Annotated in this window: 15 protein-coding genes, 2 pseudogenes and 1 riboswitch; of the genes and pseudogenes, 9 read left to right on the plus strand and 8 right to left on the minus strand. The window is 42.3% G+C overall.

From position 1 onward, the window contains the following. Positions 1-152: 152 nt before the first annotated feature. From SNE26_RS01560 to SNE26_RS01570, 3 genes are all read left to right on the plus strand, one after another. Positions 153-1601: a DUF3943 domain-containing protein gene (locus SNE26_RS01560; RefSeq protein ID WP_321557633.1), complete on the plus strand. Its 1449-nt coding sequence runs from the start codon at positions 153-155 to the stop codon at positions 1599-1601. 149 nt (positions 1602-1750) lie between these two features. Then, positions 1751-1865, minus strand: a riboswitch (SAM riboswitch). A gap of 282 nt (positions 1866-2147) precedes the next feature. Then, positions 2148-2909, plus strand: a complete 762-nt coding sequence (locus tag SNE26_RS01565) for an SDR family oxidoreductase (protein WP_321557634.1) — start codon at positions 2148-2150, stop codon at positions 2907-2909. Positions 2910-3057: 148 nt separating this feature from the next. Next, a complete protein-coding gene (locus SNE26_RS01570; RefSeq protein WP_321557635.1) occupies positions 3058-3996 on the plus strand; it encodes a DUF72 domain-containing protein in 939 nt (312 codons plus the stop codon). Here SNE26_RS01570 and SNE26_RS01575 read toward each other — a convergent pair. The 3 genes from SNE26_RS01575 to SNE26_RS01585 form a co-directional block, all read right to left on the minus strand. Next, a complete protein-coding gene (locus SNE26_RS01575; RefSeq protein WP_321557636.1) occupies positions 3988-4491 on the minus strand; it encodes a hypothetical protein in 504 nt (167 codons plus the stop codon). The two genes, SNE26_RS01570 and SNE26_RS01575, sit on opposite strands and share 9 nt — an antisense overlap. A 9-nt stretch (positions 4492-4500) precedes the next feature. Continuing rightward, the gene (locus SNE26_RS01580) at positions 4501-5766 is read right to left on the minus strand and encodes an ectonucleotide pyrophosphatase/phosphodiesterase (protein ID WP_321557637.1); all 1266 of its coding nucleotides are present in this window, start codon (positions 5764-5766) and stop codon (positions 4501-4503) included. A gap of 258 nt (positions 5767-6024) precedes the next feature. Then, positions 6025-7605 (minus strand): GDSL-type esterase/lipase family protein, encoded by a 1581-nt coding sequence (locus tag SNE26_RS01585; RefSeq protein WP_321557638.1) that lies wholly within the window; start codon positions 7603-7605, stop codon positions 6025-6027. A gap of 186 nt (positions 7606-7791) precedes the next feature. Here SNE26_RS01585 and SNE26_RS01590 point away from each other — a divergent pair, with 186 nt between their 5' ends. After that, on the plus strand, positions 7792-8259 hold the full coding sequence (locus tag SNE26_RS01590; RefSeq protein WP_321557639.1) for a hypothetical protein: 468 nt from the start codon (positions 7792-7794) through the stop codon (positions 8257-8259). A gap of 66 nt (positions 8260-8325) precedes the next feature. Further along, positions 8326-8604 (plus strand): DUF3072 domain-containing protein, encoded by a 279-nt coding sequence (locus SNE26_RS01595; RefSeq protein ID WP_321557640.1) that lies wholly within the window; start codon positions 8326-8328, stop codon positions 8602-8604. Between the two features lie 72 nt (positions 8605-8676). On the opposite strand, the gene SNE26_RS01600 is transcribed toward SNE26_RS01595, so the two are convergent. Both SNE26_RS01600 and SNE26_RS01605 read right to left on the minus strand, forming a co-directional pair. Then, positions 8677-9438 carry an MBL fold metallo-hydrolase gene (locus tag SNE26_RS01600; protein WP_321557641.1) on the minus strand — a complete coding sequence of 254 codons (762 nt, stop codon included), beginning with the start codon at positions 9436-9438 and terminating at the stop codon, positions 8677-8679. Then, positions 9435-9707, minus strand: a complete 273-nt coding sequence (locus SNE26_RS01605) for a hypothetical protein (protein ID WP_091211965.1) — start codon at positions 9705-9707, stop codon at positions 9435-9437. Before SNE26_RS01605 ends, SNE26_RS01600 begins: the two co-directional genes overlap by 4 nt. 117 nt (positions 9708-9824) lie before the next feature. Between SNE26_RS01605 and SNE26_RS01610 the strand changes: the two genes are divergently transcribed. From SNE26_RS01610 to SNE26_RS01625, 4 genes are all read left to right on the plus strand, one after another. After that, the gene (locus SNE26_RS01610) at positions 9825-10886 is read left to right on the plus strand and encodes a polysaccharide deacetylase family protein (RefSeq protein WP_321557642.1); all 1062 of its coding nucleotides are present in this window, start codon (positions 9825-9827) and stop codon (positions 10884-10886) included. 9 nt (positions 10887-10895) lie between these two features. Beyond that, entirely contained in the window at positions 10896-11375 is a 480-nt protein-coding gene (locus SNE26_RS01615; RefSeq protein WP_321557643.1) for a DUF4265 domain-containing protein, read from the plus strand. A 125-nt stretch (positions 11376-11500) separates the two neighbouring features. After that, positions 11501-12613 (plus strand): ATP-binding protein, encoded by a 1113-nt coding sequence (locus tag SNE26_RS01620; protein WP_321557644.1) that lies wholly within the window; start codon positions 11501-11503, stop codon positions 12611-12613. Between the two features lie 7 nt (positions 12614-12620). Continuing rightward, positions 12621-13157: an AAA family ATPase gene (locus SNE26_RS01625; RefSeq protein ID WP_321557645.1), complete on the plus strand. Its 537-nt coding sequence runs from the start codon at positions 12621-12623 to the stop codon at positions 13155-13157. A 93-nt stretch (positions 13158-13250) separates the two neighbouring features. On the opposite strand, the pseudogene SNE26_RS29495 reads toward SNE26_RS01625, so the two are convergent. The 3 genes and pseudogenes from SNE26_RS29495 to SNE26_RS01650 all read right to left on the minus strand — a co-directional run bounded on the left by SNE26_RS29495 (position 13251) and on the right by SNE26_RS01650 (position 16497). Beyond that, positions 13251-14344 (minus strand): annotated as a pseudogene (locus SNE26_RS29495) (ISAs1 family transposase). A gap of 167 nt (positions 14345-14511) precedes the next feature. After that, positions 14512-15605 (minus strand): annotated as a pseudogene (locus SNE26_RS29500) (ISAs1 family transposase). A 214-nt stretch (positions 15606-15819) separates the two neighbouring features. Next, positions 15820-16497 (minus strand): outer membrane lipoprotein carrier protein LolA, encoded by a 678-nt coding sequence (locus SNE26_RS01650; RefSeq protein ID WP_321557646.1) that lies wholly within the window; start codon positions 16495-16497, stop codon positions 15820-15822. Between the last annotated feature and the right edge of the window lie 44 nt (positions 16498-16541).

Below are 16541 nucleotides of genomic sequence, written 5' to 3' on the forward strand. Positions count from 1 at the left end.
AACAATTACCGGCAGCTATTCCCCACTTAACGCACCATTAAAATTATATCCGGCTTAACATTAATTAAATATTGTTCAAACATTTTTTAGCCTAACTCACTTCATTATTTATAACTTTTTTGCAGCCGTACCCTTTTAGATTGTTAATGTATATGACCTTAACAGATTACTATTTTACCAAACAATGCCCCGGAAAGTTAAAAATCATACTGCTCTCACTTTTATTCTTCATGCTTTTCTGCAGTGCGCGTGCCCGTGCCCAGGTTAATATCTTTGATGTACGTAAGGTAAATGATACCATAACACAATTTTCGGACCCGCCGGCAAAAAAGAAACGTTTTGGCAGGGCTGCTTTAGAGCTTGGCCTGGCCGAGATCACGCCGTGGACATACGATCGCTACATAGCTAAAGTTGATTATGCCCGGATCTCCTGGAAAACAGTAAACCATAACCTGAACCCCGGCAATTGGGCCTGGGATAACGACCCGTTTCAAACCAACCAGTTTGGACATCCATATCACGGCAGCATGTTTTACAGCGCCTTCAGGAGCAACGGTTTTAGTTTTTGGCAATCAGTCCCGGCTACCATGGCCGGCAGTTACCTGTGGGAAACATTTGCCGAAAACCAGGCACCTGCTCCTAATGATTTTATCAACACCAGCTTTGGCGGCATAGTATTGGGCGAAATGACCTACCGGCTATCTAATAAGATCATTAATAACCACCGCCGTGGTTTTAAGCGGCAAGCCAGCGAGGTGCTGGGCTTTTTGGTTAACCCCATGAATGGCCTTAACCGTCTTATTGATGGAAAATGGGGAAAGGTTGTTGACCCGGCTGATAAATCGCAGGATGATTCATCAAAAGTAAGTGCCGAATTTGATCTGGGCGCACGCAGGTTTAACAGCGAAAACCAGGGTTTGTTAACTCACGGTCGGTTTGGCTGGTTTGGAAGGGCCAGGCTGCTTTATGGTGCTCCTAACGAAAACCTGAGCACGCCATTCAGCAATATTTCGATCACTGCCGAATTTGGAAAAGATGATAGTTCATCCGTTAACGTAATAAGTGTTTATGGGTCCATTGCAGGGTGGGACATGTCGATGTCGGATAAGGTGGAGAACCTGATCATCATATCAGCCAATTATGATTACATACGCAATGCTGCTTTCTTTTATGGAGGGCAAAGCGTAAAGGCTAATTTATTATCGGAGTTTAAATTATTGCATGGCTTTAAAGTAAACACCGCAGTGGGGGCCGGGCTCATCATTTTAGGGGCCGCTCCCGATCCATATCTGTACAGAGGGCGCAATTATGATTACGGCTCAGGCTTTGCCATAAACGGCAGAGCTGGTTTTAATATAGGTAACAGATTTAATTATAATATTAATTATCGTGGTAGTTGGCTCATGACTATTAATGGTAATAAGTCGCACTATTTTTTACATACCATCACCAATGAGATAAGTTACCGTGTGTTAAAGGATCTCTCGATAAGTGCCGAACCCGGATATTTCAGGCTGGAAGGGAACTATAAAAATCATCCTGATGTAGACAAAACTTACCCGTACCTGCGGATTTCAACAAGATACCGGGTTAATCTGTAAGCTATAAACAAAAAAGATTGGAAAAATTTGATGTCGCGGGCAGATTCGAACTGCCGTTTAGGGTATTGCGGACCCCCACCTATCCTCTCGGTCACGCGACTTGAAAACCATAAAAATCACTTAATCAGATCGGTTGTGGGGTGTAGATATAATTATCTCTCTCCCGTTTTGCACGGGAGCAGGAATTAGCACCTTTTACATTATGCGGATGTACAGGTTGCTAAGACGTCTTTGGGCCTTTCCCTCAGTCTTTCTTGATAAGTTATTAAAAAAACATTTTGTCGTTGTTGACAGTGCAAATGTAATAATAAATTATATAATTCCTATAGTTTTAGTAGTTTATTTTAATTTTTATTTCTTTTATATTGATTTTGAGGGCGATAAATTTAGTTGGTGCTGTCTCAAGCTAATGTTAATTTGAGTTTTTTGATAGAGCTATTTGGGAGAAAAAACTGAAATGATCACCATTTAATCTGAAGTAGTCACCATAATTTTAATTCCTAACTATTGCACCTTTGTATTGTTAAAACATTAAAAAACATCACAATGGGAACAAATAGAATAGCACTGATAACCGGCGGCAGCCGTGGCTTAGGTAAAAATGCTGCACTGCACCTGGCTAAAAAAGGTATTGATGTAATAGTTACTTATCGCAGTAAAAAAGAAGAAGCGGAAGCTGTTGTTGCAGAAATTGAATCGGCAGGGCAAAAGGCCGCTGCTCTGCAATTGGATACAGGTATTGTATCAACCTTTGATGCTTTCATTGAAAAACTGAAAGCAACCCTGAACGAAAAGTGGGGGCGTGATACCTTTGATTTCCTGATCAATAACGCAGGTATTGACGCTGCTTCACCTTTTGCACAAACCACCGAAGAAGATTTTGATAACCTGTTCAACGTTCATTTTAAAGGTGTTTACTTTTTAACGCAAAAGAGTTTACCTGTAATTGCCGATGGCGGCCGCATCATCAATTTTTCGACCGGGCTGGCCCGTTTCTCAACTCCGGGATACGCCGCTTATGCCTCCATGAAAGGCGCTATCGAAGTATTCACCAAATATCTGGCAAAAGAATTGGGGAGCCGCGGCATAGCCGCAAATATCGTGGCCCCCGGCATCATTCAAACCGATTTTACTAAAGCGGCATTTGATTCGCATCCGGGTCTGGAAGAGATGATGTCGAAATCCACAGCTTTGGGTAGGGTAGGCCAGCCAGATGATATAGGGGGCATAGTAGCTTTTCTTTGCACTGAAGATGCCCGCTGGATCAACGCCCAGCGTATTGAAGCTTCGGGCGGGATGTTTCTTTAATTGGTGCATGGTTGATTGAGTTGATTAGGTGAGTAGTTGTCTTAATTCTTGTTTATCCATCCATTCCAACTATTAACCTAATCAACTACTCACTTAATCAACCATTCTACAATCCAACCAAATCACTATCTTTCGCACAAAAAAGCAAATGGAATTTGGTAGAGTACCGGACGAAGAATTATCAAGGGTTGATTTCACCCTGCCGGCCGATCCGCAGATAACTGTTGATACGCTTGCCGTTGCAAAAAATGATGTGCCTTTGCAGGTGCATGTTGGCTGTGCCAAATGGGGACGGAAGGAGTGGGTTGGTAAGATCTATCCGCCAAAAACCAAAGACGCTAATTTTTTAGACGAATATGTTAAGCACTTTGATTGCATTGAGCTTAACGCCACTTTTTACCAGGTTTACGGCCCGGACACCATTGCCAAGTGGAAAGAAAAAGCGGATAGTAATCCCGGTTTTAAATTTTGCCCTAAATTTTCGCAAAGCATCAGTCACATTCGCCGCTTAAAAAACGCGGAAGATATCACGACCACGTATTATGAAGGCGTTTTGGCTTTCGGCGATAAGCTCGGTCCGCTGTTTTTGCAGTTGAGCGATAATTACACGCCAAAGAGTTTCCCGGAGCTTAAGGCCTATCTTGAACAATTACCAAAAGATCTTCCCGTATTTGTTGAACTGCGCCATAAAGATTGGTTTGCCGTTGCCGAAAACTGCGATAGGGTATTTAACCTTTTCCATGATTTAAACATTGGTTCGATCATAACCGATGCCAGCGGCCGCCGTGATGTGGTGCATATGGCTTTGCCTACACCTCATGCTTTTATCCGCTTTGTAGGCAACAGCCTGCACCCAACAGATTATGCCCGCGTTGATGAATGGGTTGAGCGGATCAAAAACTGGAAAGATCAGGGCCTTAAATCGGTATGGTTTTTTATGCACCAGCATGATGAGCGTTACTCACCCGAACTGGCCGATTATGTGGTTGAGAAACTAAACAATGCATTGGGCACTCAGCTAATGCGCCCTCAATTTATCCAAAGAGACGATAATAAGCCAACCGCCCAAACCTCGCTGTTATTGTAGCGGTTCTGTTGTAGCGGGTGGAATTTTCATAGCCGGGTTGAAGTTGGGGATCAGTTGCCTTACCTTATCGGCAGTTGAATTGTTCATATCCAGGAACGACCAGTTTTTGCCGCCATCGCCGCTAACTGCCAGCAGATTGCTGTGCATGGCCATACGGCCTTTAGGGCTTGCCATAATGATAGTTTCGGGCAGCAGGCAGTGAATTTCCTTCCCTGCTTTATAAAATTTACCAGGAGTACCAACTGTAACGTTTTCAAAGCTGATGCCTGCAGTTTTCATTTGCTGCATAGCTGCACCAATCATATCAGCCATTTTTTCTTTGCCCCCGGCCATTTGCACCGCTTTGGGATAAGTATAATTAACAATACTTTTATAATCGCCTTTGGTCATGCTTTGGGCCATTAGGGTTGCCTGTTGCTTTACTACTACCGGGTTTTGGGCATGTAATGCCAGCGGCGATAATATGATGATCAGAAGCCTGACTATGTTTTTCATAGGATGTTTCTATTTTTTTATAAGAACCTCATCGGCAAGCTGATCAGTACCATCAACCCTGCCATTGTATTTAAGCCCCAATATGCGATTTACTAAGTTAAAAACATCAACATTTTTAAAAGAAGGTATTTGCTTGCCGGTTTTAAATGCTGGTCCCCAGGCCAGGAAGGTAGCGTGCATGTCTTTTATCACGTAAGGATCATAACCATGCCAGCCGATGTTTATCTTTTTACTGTTCCATAAATTAAAAATCAAAGGGTAATGAGGGATCAGCAAAATATCACCTATTCGGTCATGCCAATCGTCGGTTTGGCTGTAGTGCAGGTTGGCGGGTACATTGGTCTTCAGGTACACATCATAATCTTTAGCTTCGGTTTTGAGCTGATCATAAGTTAACTGGATAGCCGCTTTATCTTTTGCATAAAGCTCAACCAATATGCCATCGCCGGAGATTTTGAATTTAGCAGTGTCGATAGCCGCAGGAATACCGATGGGGTGCTCACGGTCAACTTTAGTCATGCCGTGATCTGATACAAAAATAAAGTTAACATCAAGCCCGGTGTTTTTTACGGCCTTGTTCAACTCATTAACCGCCGAATCAACAAAATGTACTTCTCGTTCAGTTTCGGGTGCATCCGGGCCAAAAGTATGGCCGGCATGGTCAACCTGCGGAAAGTAGAAAGTGATTAGATGCGGGCGTTTATCTTCGGGAAGTTTCAGCCAGTTTACCACAGCACCAATGCGGTCATGAATGGCTATCTTATCGTTATAAACATAGTAATAAGTTGGGTTGATACCTTGTATAGCTGCTTCTGAAGCAACCCAGTAAAAACTTGCCGAAAGCATTTTCTGCTGCTCGGCCAATACCCAAAGCGGCGAACCAAAATACCAGCTGCTGTCCTTTACCTTCTGTTTGTTGCTCATGGAATAACTGTCATCCCGTTTACGGTCATAAAAGGAATTGTTAACCAGGCCCGAGTGCGATGGGTATAAGCCGCTTATCAAAGCATAATGGTTAGGGAAAGTCACCGAAGGGTATGAAGGGATCATGGATTTGGCCTGCACACCACCGTTGCTCAAGGAAAGCAAATGCTCTGCATTATATTTTTTAGCATAGTCATACCTGAAACCATCGGCGGAAATCAGGATAACATATGGCTTTTTTTGCTGGGCTATACTGTTTTTGCGATTGGGGATTATTTTTTGTGTAGTGTCCTGGGCGAAGGTTGTAGCTGCCAGCAAAAGGCAGATAAAAAAAAGATTATACTTTTTCATGCTGAAACAATGGTTTGCGAATGTAGATAAACCGCGTTACCTGAATGATAACGACAGGTAAACTTTGACTGTTTTTACCATTACCTAATCAAATTTTTACATGCCGGGTGCTGAACAAATTACCCATGATATAATAAAAAAAGGTGTCATGTTGAGTGTTTAAATCCAGGGCCTCTGAAGGTGAAATGACATCTCTCCATCCGTCATGTTGTCCACCGGATACCCAAACTCAGCTTCATCTGCTAAAGTTTCTCGGGCTTACTTCCTCTTCAACGCTTCTGCAATACCTTTTTCAACCAGTGGCCCCATTATCCTGTATCCTTCAACGGTAGGATGTACACCATCGGCGGCTAAGTTCTTCGGCAGGCCTTTGCGCTCGTCGGCCATGGCGCTATGGTAATCTACATAAACCATTTTATTGGCATCGGCAAAGGCTTTGATCATGGTGTTAAGCCGGATCACTTTCTGTGCAGGCTCCATACCGGGGCGCCATGGGAAAGCATAGGCAGGCAGTACCGAACACAATACCACCTTAATGTTGGCTGCTTTAGCCAGTAATGCCATGGATTGGATATTGCCAAAGATATCTTCAATAGCTATCGGGCCGTTATTTTGGGCGATGTCATTTATACCAGCCAGGATCACTACGGTGCCAGGTTTCAGGTCGATCACATCCTCACGGAAGCGTACCAGCATTTGAGTGGTGGTTTGCCCGCTGATGCCACGGTCATAATAAGGTTTACCATTCCAGAACGACGAGTCCCTATTGATCCAGAAATCGGTAATGGAATCGCCCATGTAAACCACACTTTTAGGGTTCGGCGCCGATGCTTTTACCTTTTCATTATCGGCCTTGTAGCGGGTCATATTTGCCCAGTCTTTATGGAATGCATCTTCCCATTGCTTATGGTAGGCCTCCCATTGATCGGCCCTTTCTTTAACTGATTTTACTTTTGGGTCTACAGGTTTCAGAAAACCTTTCAAATCGAGCCAATCATTAAAACGGTCTATCCAGGCATCGGTAGGCAGATTTTGTTTGCGCATGCCAAAACCATGGCCGCCTTTAGCATACATATGCAGTTCTGCGCTATGTTTTGATGCCAGCCACTTGTTGTAAAGCTCAACACTATGTGGTGCAAGGCCAAGCTGATCATCAGTAGCTGCGGCTATAAACATCGGTGGCGCGTCATCAGGAATTTTTGACAGCAGTTCGGGCGGCACATAGGCATAAACAGGTGCGTCAAAATCAGGTTTGTTAGCGGCGGTATAATTAAAAGCTGCGGCGCTGGCCAGTGTGCCGCCTGCCGAAAAGCCCATGATCCCTATCCGCTGAGGCGAAACCCGATATTCGGCGGCATGTTCACGTACATAGGTTAGGGCTGCGCGTGCATCGGCAACGGCCAATGGAATGATAGGCGCTACCTGTTTCGGAAAATCCTTCTGACTCATTTTGGCTATCAATTCTTTTACAGGATCGTTAGTTAAGCTATGGGCCAGCCTGTATTTCAATACAAAGCAGGCTACACCCTGTTTGTTGAGCCATTTGGCTACGTCATAACCCTCGCTGTTGATTGACAGGGTATGGAAGCCGCCGCCGGGGCAAATAACCACTGCGGTGCCGGTAGCGATGGACGAATCGGGCAGGAAAACACTCAAGGAAGGCTGCGTAACGTTATAAACCACTTTTGTATTAAAGGCGTTATTATCGCTTTCACCCTCGTTCCAGGTCCAGTTTTCGGAACCCGGAGCTGCGCCCGGGTAAAGTGGGATTACTTTTTGCTGGGCCTGTACGCCAAGGGCCGACAATAGGAGTAAGGTGCCTATCAGTTTTAATTTCATGGGAGGTTAATTCAGGTTAAATATTGACATACAAAAATAACAGCATTAAGCTAAGAAACAAGATGCCTAAACGTTTTAGCAAAGATAAATTCAGTTTTAATTACAGCATCTGTAACCTCGCTGTAAAATATCTGTTATCAAAATTATTGACAGATATTTTCGCTATCTTAATCACTCCTAATTTAAATGACTGCGGTGTTTATCCATATCAAAAATTTGCTCCGGATTTTGCCGCTGTTAGTTTTGCTTGGTGCATGTGCCAAACAAAAAAGGATCTTCCAAAGCGATTGCAATATCTCAAAAGATTATAAAAAGATTTCATTCACCGAGCTGGCCAGCCATATTGAAAAATATGATAAGCAATATGTTGAAGTGAGCGGCAAGTACAAAGAAGGAAACGAGCAATCGGCGCTTTTTAACGACAGCCTGTTCTCGAGCCACGCTTTACATAATGCCATTTGGATTGATTTTAGCCAGGATTGCCCGCTTTACCTGCCTGGTACTCATATAGGTTTGTTTACTTATAACGATGGTCAGTTTACCCGGATGAATAAACGTAAAGTAACTATCAGGGGTGTGGTTGATGCGAGCGATAAGGGGCATTTAAAACAATACAGAGGTACTATAGACAGAGTGAGCTTCATTGAGCTGTGATCTTCAACGCCTTTGAAAATAAAAACAATGTGACCCGGTAACAGTTGTAATTATAAAACAATAGTTATGGCTACCAACCCCAATGATACACCCGACAATGGCTTTTTTGATGAATCGGATGATGAGGAGATCATCAATCAAAATCAAATAAAAGGCTCAAATATGGTAAAGGATCCTGATGAATGGTCGACAGGTGATGAACCCATGACCGGCGCACAGCACTCCTATCTCAAAACATTATCTGACGAGGCCGGTGAAGAGTTTGACGGATCGCTTACCAAGGCCGAAGCATCAAAACGGATAGACGAGCTGCAGCATAAAACAGGCAGGGGCTTAAATAATTAATTAAAAAAAGGCAAGGTAAGCTTCTCAATAAATTCATACTTACCGGGTTTAGGCGGCGCAGTTTTGACGATATTAAATGGTCAGTTTCAGGCCATCATACGCCAGTTCAATGCCGGCAGGCAGCTCTTTAGACACATCGGCGTGTTTGCCCAGTCTGTGGCTTATATGTGTAAAATAGGTAGTTTCGGCCCCTATGTCGTTTGCAAAAGCTATGGCTTCTTCAAGCGTAAAATGAGAGATATGAGTTTCCTTTTGAAGGGCATTGATCACCAGTATTTTTGTGCCTTTTATCTTTTCCTTTTCCGTATCCGGAATTGTTTTGGCATCGGTGAGATACGTAAAATCTTTAATTCTGAAACCTTTTATAGGCAATCTGTAATGGAATACCTCGATTGGGATGAGCTCAACATTACCAATCATGAAAGGATCAAGCGCAATGCTGTGCATGTTTACCTGCGGAATGCCCGGGTAACCCGTGCCATCAAAAATATAGGGAAATTCACGCACGAGGGCTTTTTGCACTCTTTCATCAGCATAAATATCAATCGGGGCGTTTTGTTTGTAATTAAACGCGCGGATATCATCCATACCGGCAATGTGGTCTTTATGCTCATGCGTAAAAACAATGGCATCGAGGTGCTGTACTTTAGCGCGAAGCATCTGGTACCTGAAATCGGGCCCCGAATCAATGGCAATAACCTTATCTTCGGCCTCAATTAAAACAGAGCTGCGCAGACGCTTGTCATATTTATCTGTTGAAAGGCATACTTCACAATTACATGCAATAACAGGTACCCCCTGCGATGTTCCGGTTCCTAAAAATGTTATGGTCACAGCTGCAGTTTAGTTTGTTTGATTTCCTGCAAAAATGCAATCTGTTTATCATCAAGCAGCTTGTAATCCACCTCAAGTTCGCGCAATAACTCAACCAAAGCAAGGATCTTGCTTTCCAGATTAGAGAAACGGTTCACCACAATCATTTTACTGTTAAGCAGCAGGCAAGCCCCGGTTTTAAAGTTTCCCTTTTCATAACGCACTTTATAACCGGCCGTTTTTAACAGCATTTCCAGTTTTTCGAGTGTATGGTTAGTTGCGGGAAGCATTAATTTCAAAAGTAGTAAAAATGGGTGTATTTGCAGGGCTTAAATTGGCATTTGCATGTCACATTTGGTAATTAAATTTCTATTTTTATTTACCTTTTATATCCTAAAACTATCCGGATGAAGAACTTACTACTTACTGTTACAGGTATTGTTTTTAGTATAACAGTTTGTGCGCAGCAAACCAAAACCTATGCCGAAAAGCTTGGCTGGCCTAAGGGCGCACGTGTAATTATTCTGCATGTTGATGACGCAGGAATGTCGCATGAATCGAATGAAGGGGTGGAGAAAGCCATTGGGGATGGTGTTGCCACCTCAACAAGTGTGATGATGCCCTGTCCCTGGGTGCCCGATTTTAAGCATTATATGGATCAGCACCCGGGTATTGATGCCGGCTTGCATTTAACCCTAACGTCCGAATGGAAAAATTACCGCTGGGGGCCGCTTGCAGGTAAAGCCGCAGTTCCGGCATTGGTAGATAAGGAAGGTACTTTCTGGCCTGGCGTAGCGGCCGTTTATTTCAGGGCTTCGGCAGATGAGGTGGACAAAGAAATAAGGGCACAGCTTGACCGTGCTTTAAGCATGGGCTTTATTCCGACACACCTGGATTCGCACATGGGAACTTTATTTGCTAAACCCGCCTTTCTTGAAAAATATATTAACCTGGGCATTGAAAAGAAAATACCTGTAATGCTTCCCGGCGGCGAAGACCTTTTTTACCGCGAGGAGGCGAAAAATGCTACCATAGCCCGGCTTAAAAAAGAGGGTAAATACACCCAGGGTGTGACCATCCCCGAACCCGCGGAACTGAATAAAGTGAAAGAGCTTGGCGAAATAGTCTGGAAAGGCGGCTTGCCTGTTTTAGATGACCTTGATAACTCAAGCTATGACTGGGTAATGCCGGATATTGATAAGGCAACCGATAAGGAACTGCAAAAATGGTATACAGACCATTATATCGAAAACTTTGAGCGGTTTTCGCCCGGGTTAACGATGGTGCTCATGCATTGTACACAACCATCACCGCAGTTTAAAAATATCTGCAACGAAGGCCAGAACCGAAAAGGCGACCTGCTGGCCATGACCGATCCACGGCTCAAAGCTTATCTAAAGCAAAAGGGCTTTATTTTAACCACCTGGAAAGAGGTGATGGAACGGCGGGTTAAGGTGGGAAATGAGTAAGTTTGTTTTATGGGTGATGATAAACATGTAAAAATATTATTCAGGTTATATAGTGATATTTTAGAAGAGACGACTGTGGAAACTATGTGGGCTAAGATTGTCAACGAAGAGCAAGGTCTTTATGCGTTGGATAATATCCCTTTTTACCTGCCGGTTATTGCAGCAGGTGATATTGTATTTGCAGAATATGATACTGATGAGCAAATGCTCACTTACCGCGAAACAAGGGAATATTCTGGTAATTCAACCATCCATGTTATTTTAATGAGTAATACTGCTGACCTCAAAAGTATCGGTAAATTATTCGAAGAATTGGGATGCAACTGGGAAGGAATGGACAGTAAGTATTTTGCCCTCGATGTACCGGCTTCGGTTAATTATAGCTTAGTTAAAGCTCGGTTAGAGGAATTGAAAGAGCGGGGTATTATAGATTATGCAGAATCGTGTTTATCGGAAGGGCATCAAATTAAAAATTATAGCCAACTTTGATTTACTCAATGCATTGAGTAAATTTACTCAGTATATTGAGTAAATTTATTTTTATGTACCAAAGGTCTTATCTTCAGTTGTTTATAAAGAGAATTAAAGAGCCACGCCGTTTTATTCAGGTAATAATGGGCCCTCGTCAGGTGGGGAAAACTACGCTTGTTGGGCAATTATTGAAAAAAACGGAAATCCCTTACGTTTTTGAATCTGCTGACGCTATCTCAGCTTCCAATTCCATTTGGGTTGATCAATTATGGGAGAGCGTGCGGGTAAGAATGGATCAGCAAGGTTTAAAAGAGTTCTTATTAGTTATAGACGAAATTCAAAAAATAAGTAACTGGAGCGAAATAGTTAAGCGTTTATGGGATAAGGATACACGCGATGAAAGAAATCTTAAGATTATATTATTAGGCTCATCACGATTATTATTACAGCAAGGGCTTACCGAATCACTTGCGGGGCGTTTTGAAAGTACTTATATCAGCCATTGGTCGTTTACCGAGATGCACGATGCCTTTGGCTGGAACGCCGATCAGTTTGCGTGGTTTGGGGGATATCCGGGATCTGCCCCCTTAATTGATGATGAAGAACGTTGGAAGAATTATGTAAATAACTCGTTAATTGAAACCAGTATATCTAAGGATATTTTGATGCTCACCAGGGTTGATAAACCTGCCCTAATGAAAAGACTGTTTGAATTAGGCTGTCTTTATTCGGGCCAGATACTTTCATTTACAAAACTTCAGGGGCAATTGTTAGATGCGGGAAATACCACCACCTTATCTCATTATTTAACACTGCTGGATACAGCAGGTTTATTGGGAGGAATTGAAAAATATGCCGCCGATATTATCCGAAAACGCTCATCGAGCCCTAAATTTCAGGTGCACAATACCGCTTTGATTAGTGCTCAAAGTAATGAGATGTTTAATGAAATTATTACAAACCCTGCGGAGTGGGGGCGGATTATTGAATCATCAGTAGGGGCTCATTTAACTAACTTTGCGTTAACTGAAGGGTTTAAGGTATATTATTGGCGCAACGGAAATGACGAGGTTGATTTTGTGCTGGAACGCCGCGGTAAAGTTATCGCGCTTGAGGTGAAGAGCAATAACGATAAGGAAACAGCTGGGATGAAGGAATTTCAAAAACAGTTTAATCCCGATAAAATATTGTTGATTGGAAAACAAGGTTTAAGCTGGCAGGAGTTTTTATCAATTAACCCTGCCGAATTATTTTAACAATTTTATGCACATCAATATCTTCGGTGCCTCCGGCTCAGGAGTAACCACGCTCGGCCAGGTTTTAAGCGAAAAACTTGACTATCCATATTTCGACAGCGATCATTATTTCTGGTTTCCTTCCGATCCCCCTTTTACTAATCGAAGACCGCCCGAAGAAAGGAATGCTTTGATCAACAAGGAGATAACAAATAATGAAAACTGGATCCTTGGCGGTTCCGTCATCAACTGGAACAATAACTGGCGTTTTGACCTGTCAGTATTTTTATATATCCCGCCTGAGATAAGACTACAGCGTTTAAGAGATAGGGAACTTGAACGTTATGGCGATGTCATCTATACCAATAGGGAACGAAACAGGCTCTATAATGAATTTATCGATTGGGCACGGGGATACGATGAGCTTATTACCAACAGCCGCAGTTTACATTCGCACAAAAATTGGATGAATAAGCTTGAAACTCCTCTACTGGTTATTGAAGGGGATACGACTGTTGAGAAAAGGGTAGACATGATATTAAATAAAGTAAAGGATTTAGAATAAATTGCCGCCGCTCGCCTCCTGGGCATAGCCGTTAACTTAAGGAAGAAGCGAGGGATTGTACGATTCCCCTCTTGAGAGCAGGGCTGTTGCATTCTAATTTAATAGTTGTTTTAACCTGTTGATATCGTTGCAAACAAGCCTTTGCGCTTGTGCAAGGTTTGGGTAATCATTTATTCTAAATACATTAATAACTATGTTTCTGAACACAGAAGTATTTTCAGGCGCATTGGATGTTCTAATTCGTGAAGCGTCTTCGTTAAATGTCACGTCCTTTACCCAATGAAGACTGTTTTCTATACTCCAATGGCTTTTAATACCATGGCAGAATGTTTGCGCATTACCGATTAAGCTACTGATGAAAAAGGCGTATTCTTCCCGGATACCTCCTTTTTCTTTTACCCAGCGATGCACTTTAATAAGTTGGCTTACCCCAGCCCATGTGTTACTGATTTCCTCTGTTCCCGGGTACACCCAAACCGTTCTACGTTCTATTCGCCCTTTGTTTTTCAACAACTCAACAAACTTACTACAAACCATTGCCTCGTCCGATGTAATGGTTTCGATCTTTTTGTAAAGGTTCTTTTGATTCTTCTTCACACCTATTATATAATTGTTATCTGTATCAATAATAGCCTCTACCGTTTTTTTTGACAATGTAATGCGTCAAGTGTAAACGTTACCCCCTGTAATCCTAAACTGGAAATAAGCTGCTGAACTACAGAGATTTCACTTTGTTTTGAGTTGTCAACTAAACCATGGCCAACGACTTGATTACTCCTGCTACTATACAGGCTTACCAGGCTTACAAATCGTTGTTTGTCAAGGGAATAATCGCTCATCGTCCCTTTCATTGCCTTACCATCTATATGTAGCCATTCATTTTTAGACAAATCAATATGCTGACTGGCCCATTTATGGAAACTCTCATTTAAGCTGTTAAAGTCTAAATCTTGTATTACACGTCTTATAGTATAAAAGCTTGGAAGGCGGGCTTTATTAGGCTGAAAGAAGGCCAAAAGATCGACTTCATTCCGCTTTATAAAATCACCCATCGAACGATAGCCATGATAACCGCTCATTGTACTCATTAACACAAGCAACAGAATGAAAGTCTGGTCATGTCGCTGGCCTGCCTTTCGCCTTATATCCGGTAACTCTGATAAATACGCTAATATGCTCTTATCCATCCTAACTTTTTTGACCTCAAGTTAACTTATAATATTTAGAATGCAACAGCCCTGCTCTTGAGAGGGGCGGAGGGGTGTGTTTCTGCTTTGATAAGCTTGTAGCAGAAACACACCCCTGCCGCCACTCGTTCCTCCGCGCCCCCTCTCGAGAGCAGGGCTGTTGCATTCTAATTTAATAGTTGTTTTAACCTGTTGATATCGTTGCAAACAAGCCTTTGCGCTTGTGCGAGGTTTGGGTAATCATTTATTCTAAATACATTAATAACTATGTTTCTGAACACAGAAGTATTTTCAGGCGCATTGGATGTTCTAATTCGTGAAGCGTCTTCGTTAAATGTCACGTCCTTTACCCAATGAAGACTGTTTTCTATACTCCAATGGCTTTTAATACCATGGCAGAATGTTTGCGCATTACCGATTAAGCTACTGATGAAAAAGGCGTATTCTTCCCGGATACGTCCTTTTTCTTTTACCCAGCGATGCACTTTAATAAGTTGGCTTACCCCAGCCCATGTGTTACTGATTTCCTCTGTTCCCGGGTACACCCAAACTGTTCTACGTTCTATTCGCCCTTTGTTTTTCAACAACTCAACAAACTTACTACAAACCATTGCCTCGTCCGATGTAATGGTTTCGATCTTTTTGTAAAGGTTCTTTTGATTCTTCTTCACGCCTATTATATAATTGTTATCTGTATCAATAATAGCCTCTACCGTTTTTTTTGACAATGTAATGCGTCAAGTGTAAACGTTACCCCCTGTAATCCTAAACTGGAAATAAGCTGCTGAACTACAGAGATTTCACTTTGTTTTGAGTTGTCAACTAAACCATGGCCAACGACTTGATTACTCCTGCTACTATACAAGCTTACCAGGCTTACAAATCGTTGTTTGTCAAGAGAATAATCGCTCATCGTCCCTTTCATTGCCTTACCATCTATATGTAGCCATTCATTTTTAGACAAATCAATATGCTGACTGGCCCATTTATGGAAACTCTCATTTAAGCTGTTAAAGTCTAAATCTTGTATTACACGTCTTATAGTATAAAAGCTTGGAAGGCGGGCTTTATTAGGCTGAAAGAAGGCCAAAAGATCGACTTCATTCCGCTTTATAAAATCACCCATCGAACGATAGCCATGATAACCGCTCATTGTACTCATTAACACAAGCAACAGAATGAAAGTCTGGTCATGGCGCTGGCCTGCCTTTCGCCTTATATCCGGTAACTCTGATAAATACGCTAATATGCTCTTATCCATCCTAACTTTTTTGACCTCAAGTTAACTTATAATATTTAGAATGCAATAGCCCTGCTCTCGAGAGGGGATTTTTAAAACCATTTGTTCAATTAATTGCTTAGGTTCACGGCAATGGCCGGGAGGCGACGGAAACAAATAAAAAAGCGGAAGGTAAAACCATCCGCTTCAAAATATCTCAAATCTCACGTCTCAAATCACACATCTAAATAAAAACCTACCTCAAATCCACAACTTCAACGCCCGGGTGGCCTTTAGCATCCCATGCAAAAGTTGCATCAGGAGCGGGTACATTAGGGGTAAAGGTGCGTACAGTATAAGTATACCTGTTGCCGTTTTTATCAAACAATAAGGCGCTGTAAAGTTGTTTTTTTACTTTATCAATAGTAAGCTTCACTTTAAAAATGGCTTTTTTATCATCTTCGGGTGTAAGCTCGATGGTTTGGTATGCTTTGCCCGCTATTTTTTGCTCGCCGGTGTATAGGTACTTAAATCCCTTTTCATACATGGTAAAGATCTGGGCCGGGTTGTTCAGCCCGTCGCTTCCTTTATCGGCGTCACTCACCTGTACTTCTTTATCTTTTTTAAGATAGGTCCACTGGCTTTTGCCATCGCTCAGTATCTCTTTGTCAACTTCGGGTTTTGCGGCTGAGTTATATAGGGTAACCCGGTATTTGCCGGTTTTTGCTTTAGATATCAGGGTTCCGGTTTGTGTTTCCTTGATGTTGGCCTGCTGGTTATTCAGGCTAAAGGTAAAATCTGTTTTAATAACATCGTACGACCGGTATTTTTGGCTTACCTGGTTTAAAATTGCTTTTGCCTGGCTGTCTTTTTGCGCAAAAGCGGTGCTGTATGTACTTATTGCTAAAATGGTATATGCTATGATCTTTTTCATTCAGTTTTATTCAACAACAACTATTATCATTAATAGTTATTGGT

Origin of the sequence: Mucilaginibacter sp. cycad4 (assembly GCF_034263275.1) — a bacterium.
In the GTDB taxonomy this organism is placed as follows: domain Bacteria; phylum Bacteroidota; class Bacteroidia; order Sphingobacteriales; family Sphingobacteriaceae; genus Mucilaginibacter.

What these genes read in the sequence shown, in the direction of transcription:
- SNE26_RS01560 (WP_321557633.1), top strand. Translation starts at nt 153, where the DNA reads ATGACCTTAACAGATTACTATTTTACCAAACAATGCCCCGGAAAGTTA.
- SNE26_RS01565 (WP_321557634.1), top strand. Translation starts at nt 2,148, where the DNA reads ATGGGAACAAATAGAATAGCACTGATAACCGGCGGCAGCCGTGGCTTA.
- SNE26_RS01570 (WP_321557635.1), top strand. Translation starts at nt 3,058, where the DNA reads ATGGAATTTGGTAGAGTACCGGACGAAGAATTATCAAGGGTTGATTTC.
- SNE26_RS01575 (WP_321557636.1), bottom strand. Translation starts at nt 4,491, where the DNA reads ATGAAAAACATAGTCAGGCTTCTGATCATCATATTATCGCCGCTGGCA.
- SNE26_RS01580 (WP_321557637.1), bottom strand. Translation starts at nt 5,766, where the DNA reads ATGAAAAAGTATAATCTTTTTTTTATCTGCCTTTTGCTGGCAGCTACA.
- SNE26_RS01585 (WP_321557638.1), bottom strand. Translation starts at nt 7,605, where the DNA reads ATGAAATTAAAACTGATAGGCACCTTACTCCTATTGTCGGCCCTTGGC.
- SNE26_RS01590 (WP_321557639.1), top strand. Translation starts at nt 7,792, where the DNA reads ATGACTGCGGTGTTTATCCATATCAAAAATTTGCTCCGGATTTTGCCG.
- SNE26_RS01595 (WP_321557640.1), top strand. Translation starts at nt 8,326, where the DNA reads ATGGCTACCAACCCCAATGATACACCCGACAATGGCTTTTTTGATGAA.
- SNE26_RS01605 (WP_091211965.1), bottom strand. Translation starts at nt 9,707, where the DNA reads ATGCTTCCCGCAACTAACCATACACTCGAAAAACTGGAAATGCTGTTA.
- SNE26_RS01610 (WP_321557642.1), top strand. Translation starts at nt 9,825, where the DNA reads ATGAAGAACTTACTACTTACTGTTACAGGTATTGTTTTTAGTATAACA.
- SNE26_RS01615 (WP_321557643.1), top strand. Translation starts at nt 10,896, where the DNA reads ATGGGTGATGATAAACATGTAAAAATATTATTCAGGTTATATAGTGAT.
- SNE26_RS01620 (WP_321557644.1), top strand. Translation starts at nt 11,501, where the DNA reads ATGGGCCCTCGTCAGGTGGGGAAAACTACGCTTGTTGGGCAATTATTG.
- SNE26_RS01625 (WP_321557645.1), top strand. Translation starts at nt 12,621, where the DNA reads ATGCACATCAATATCTTCGGTGCCTCCGGCTCAGGAGTAACCACGCTC.
- SNE26_RS01650 (WP_321557646.1), bottom strand. Translation starts at nt 16,497, where the DNA reads ATGAAAAAGATCATAGCATATACCATTTTAGCAATAAGTACATACAGC.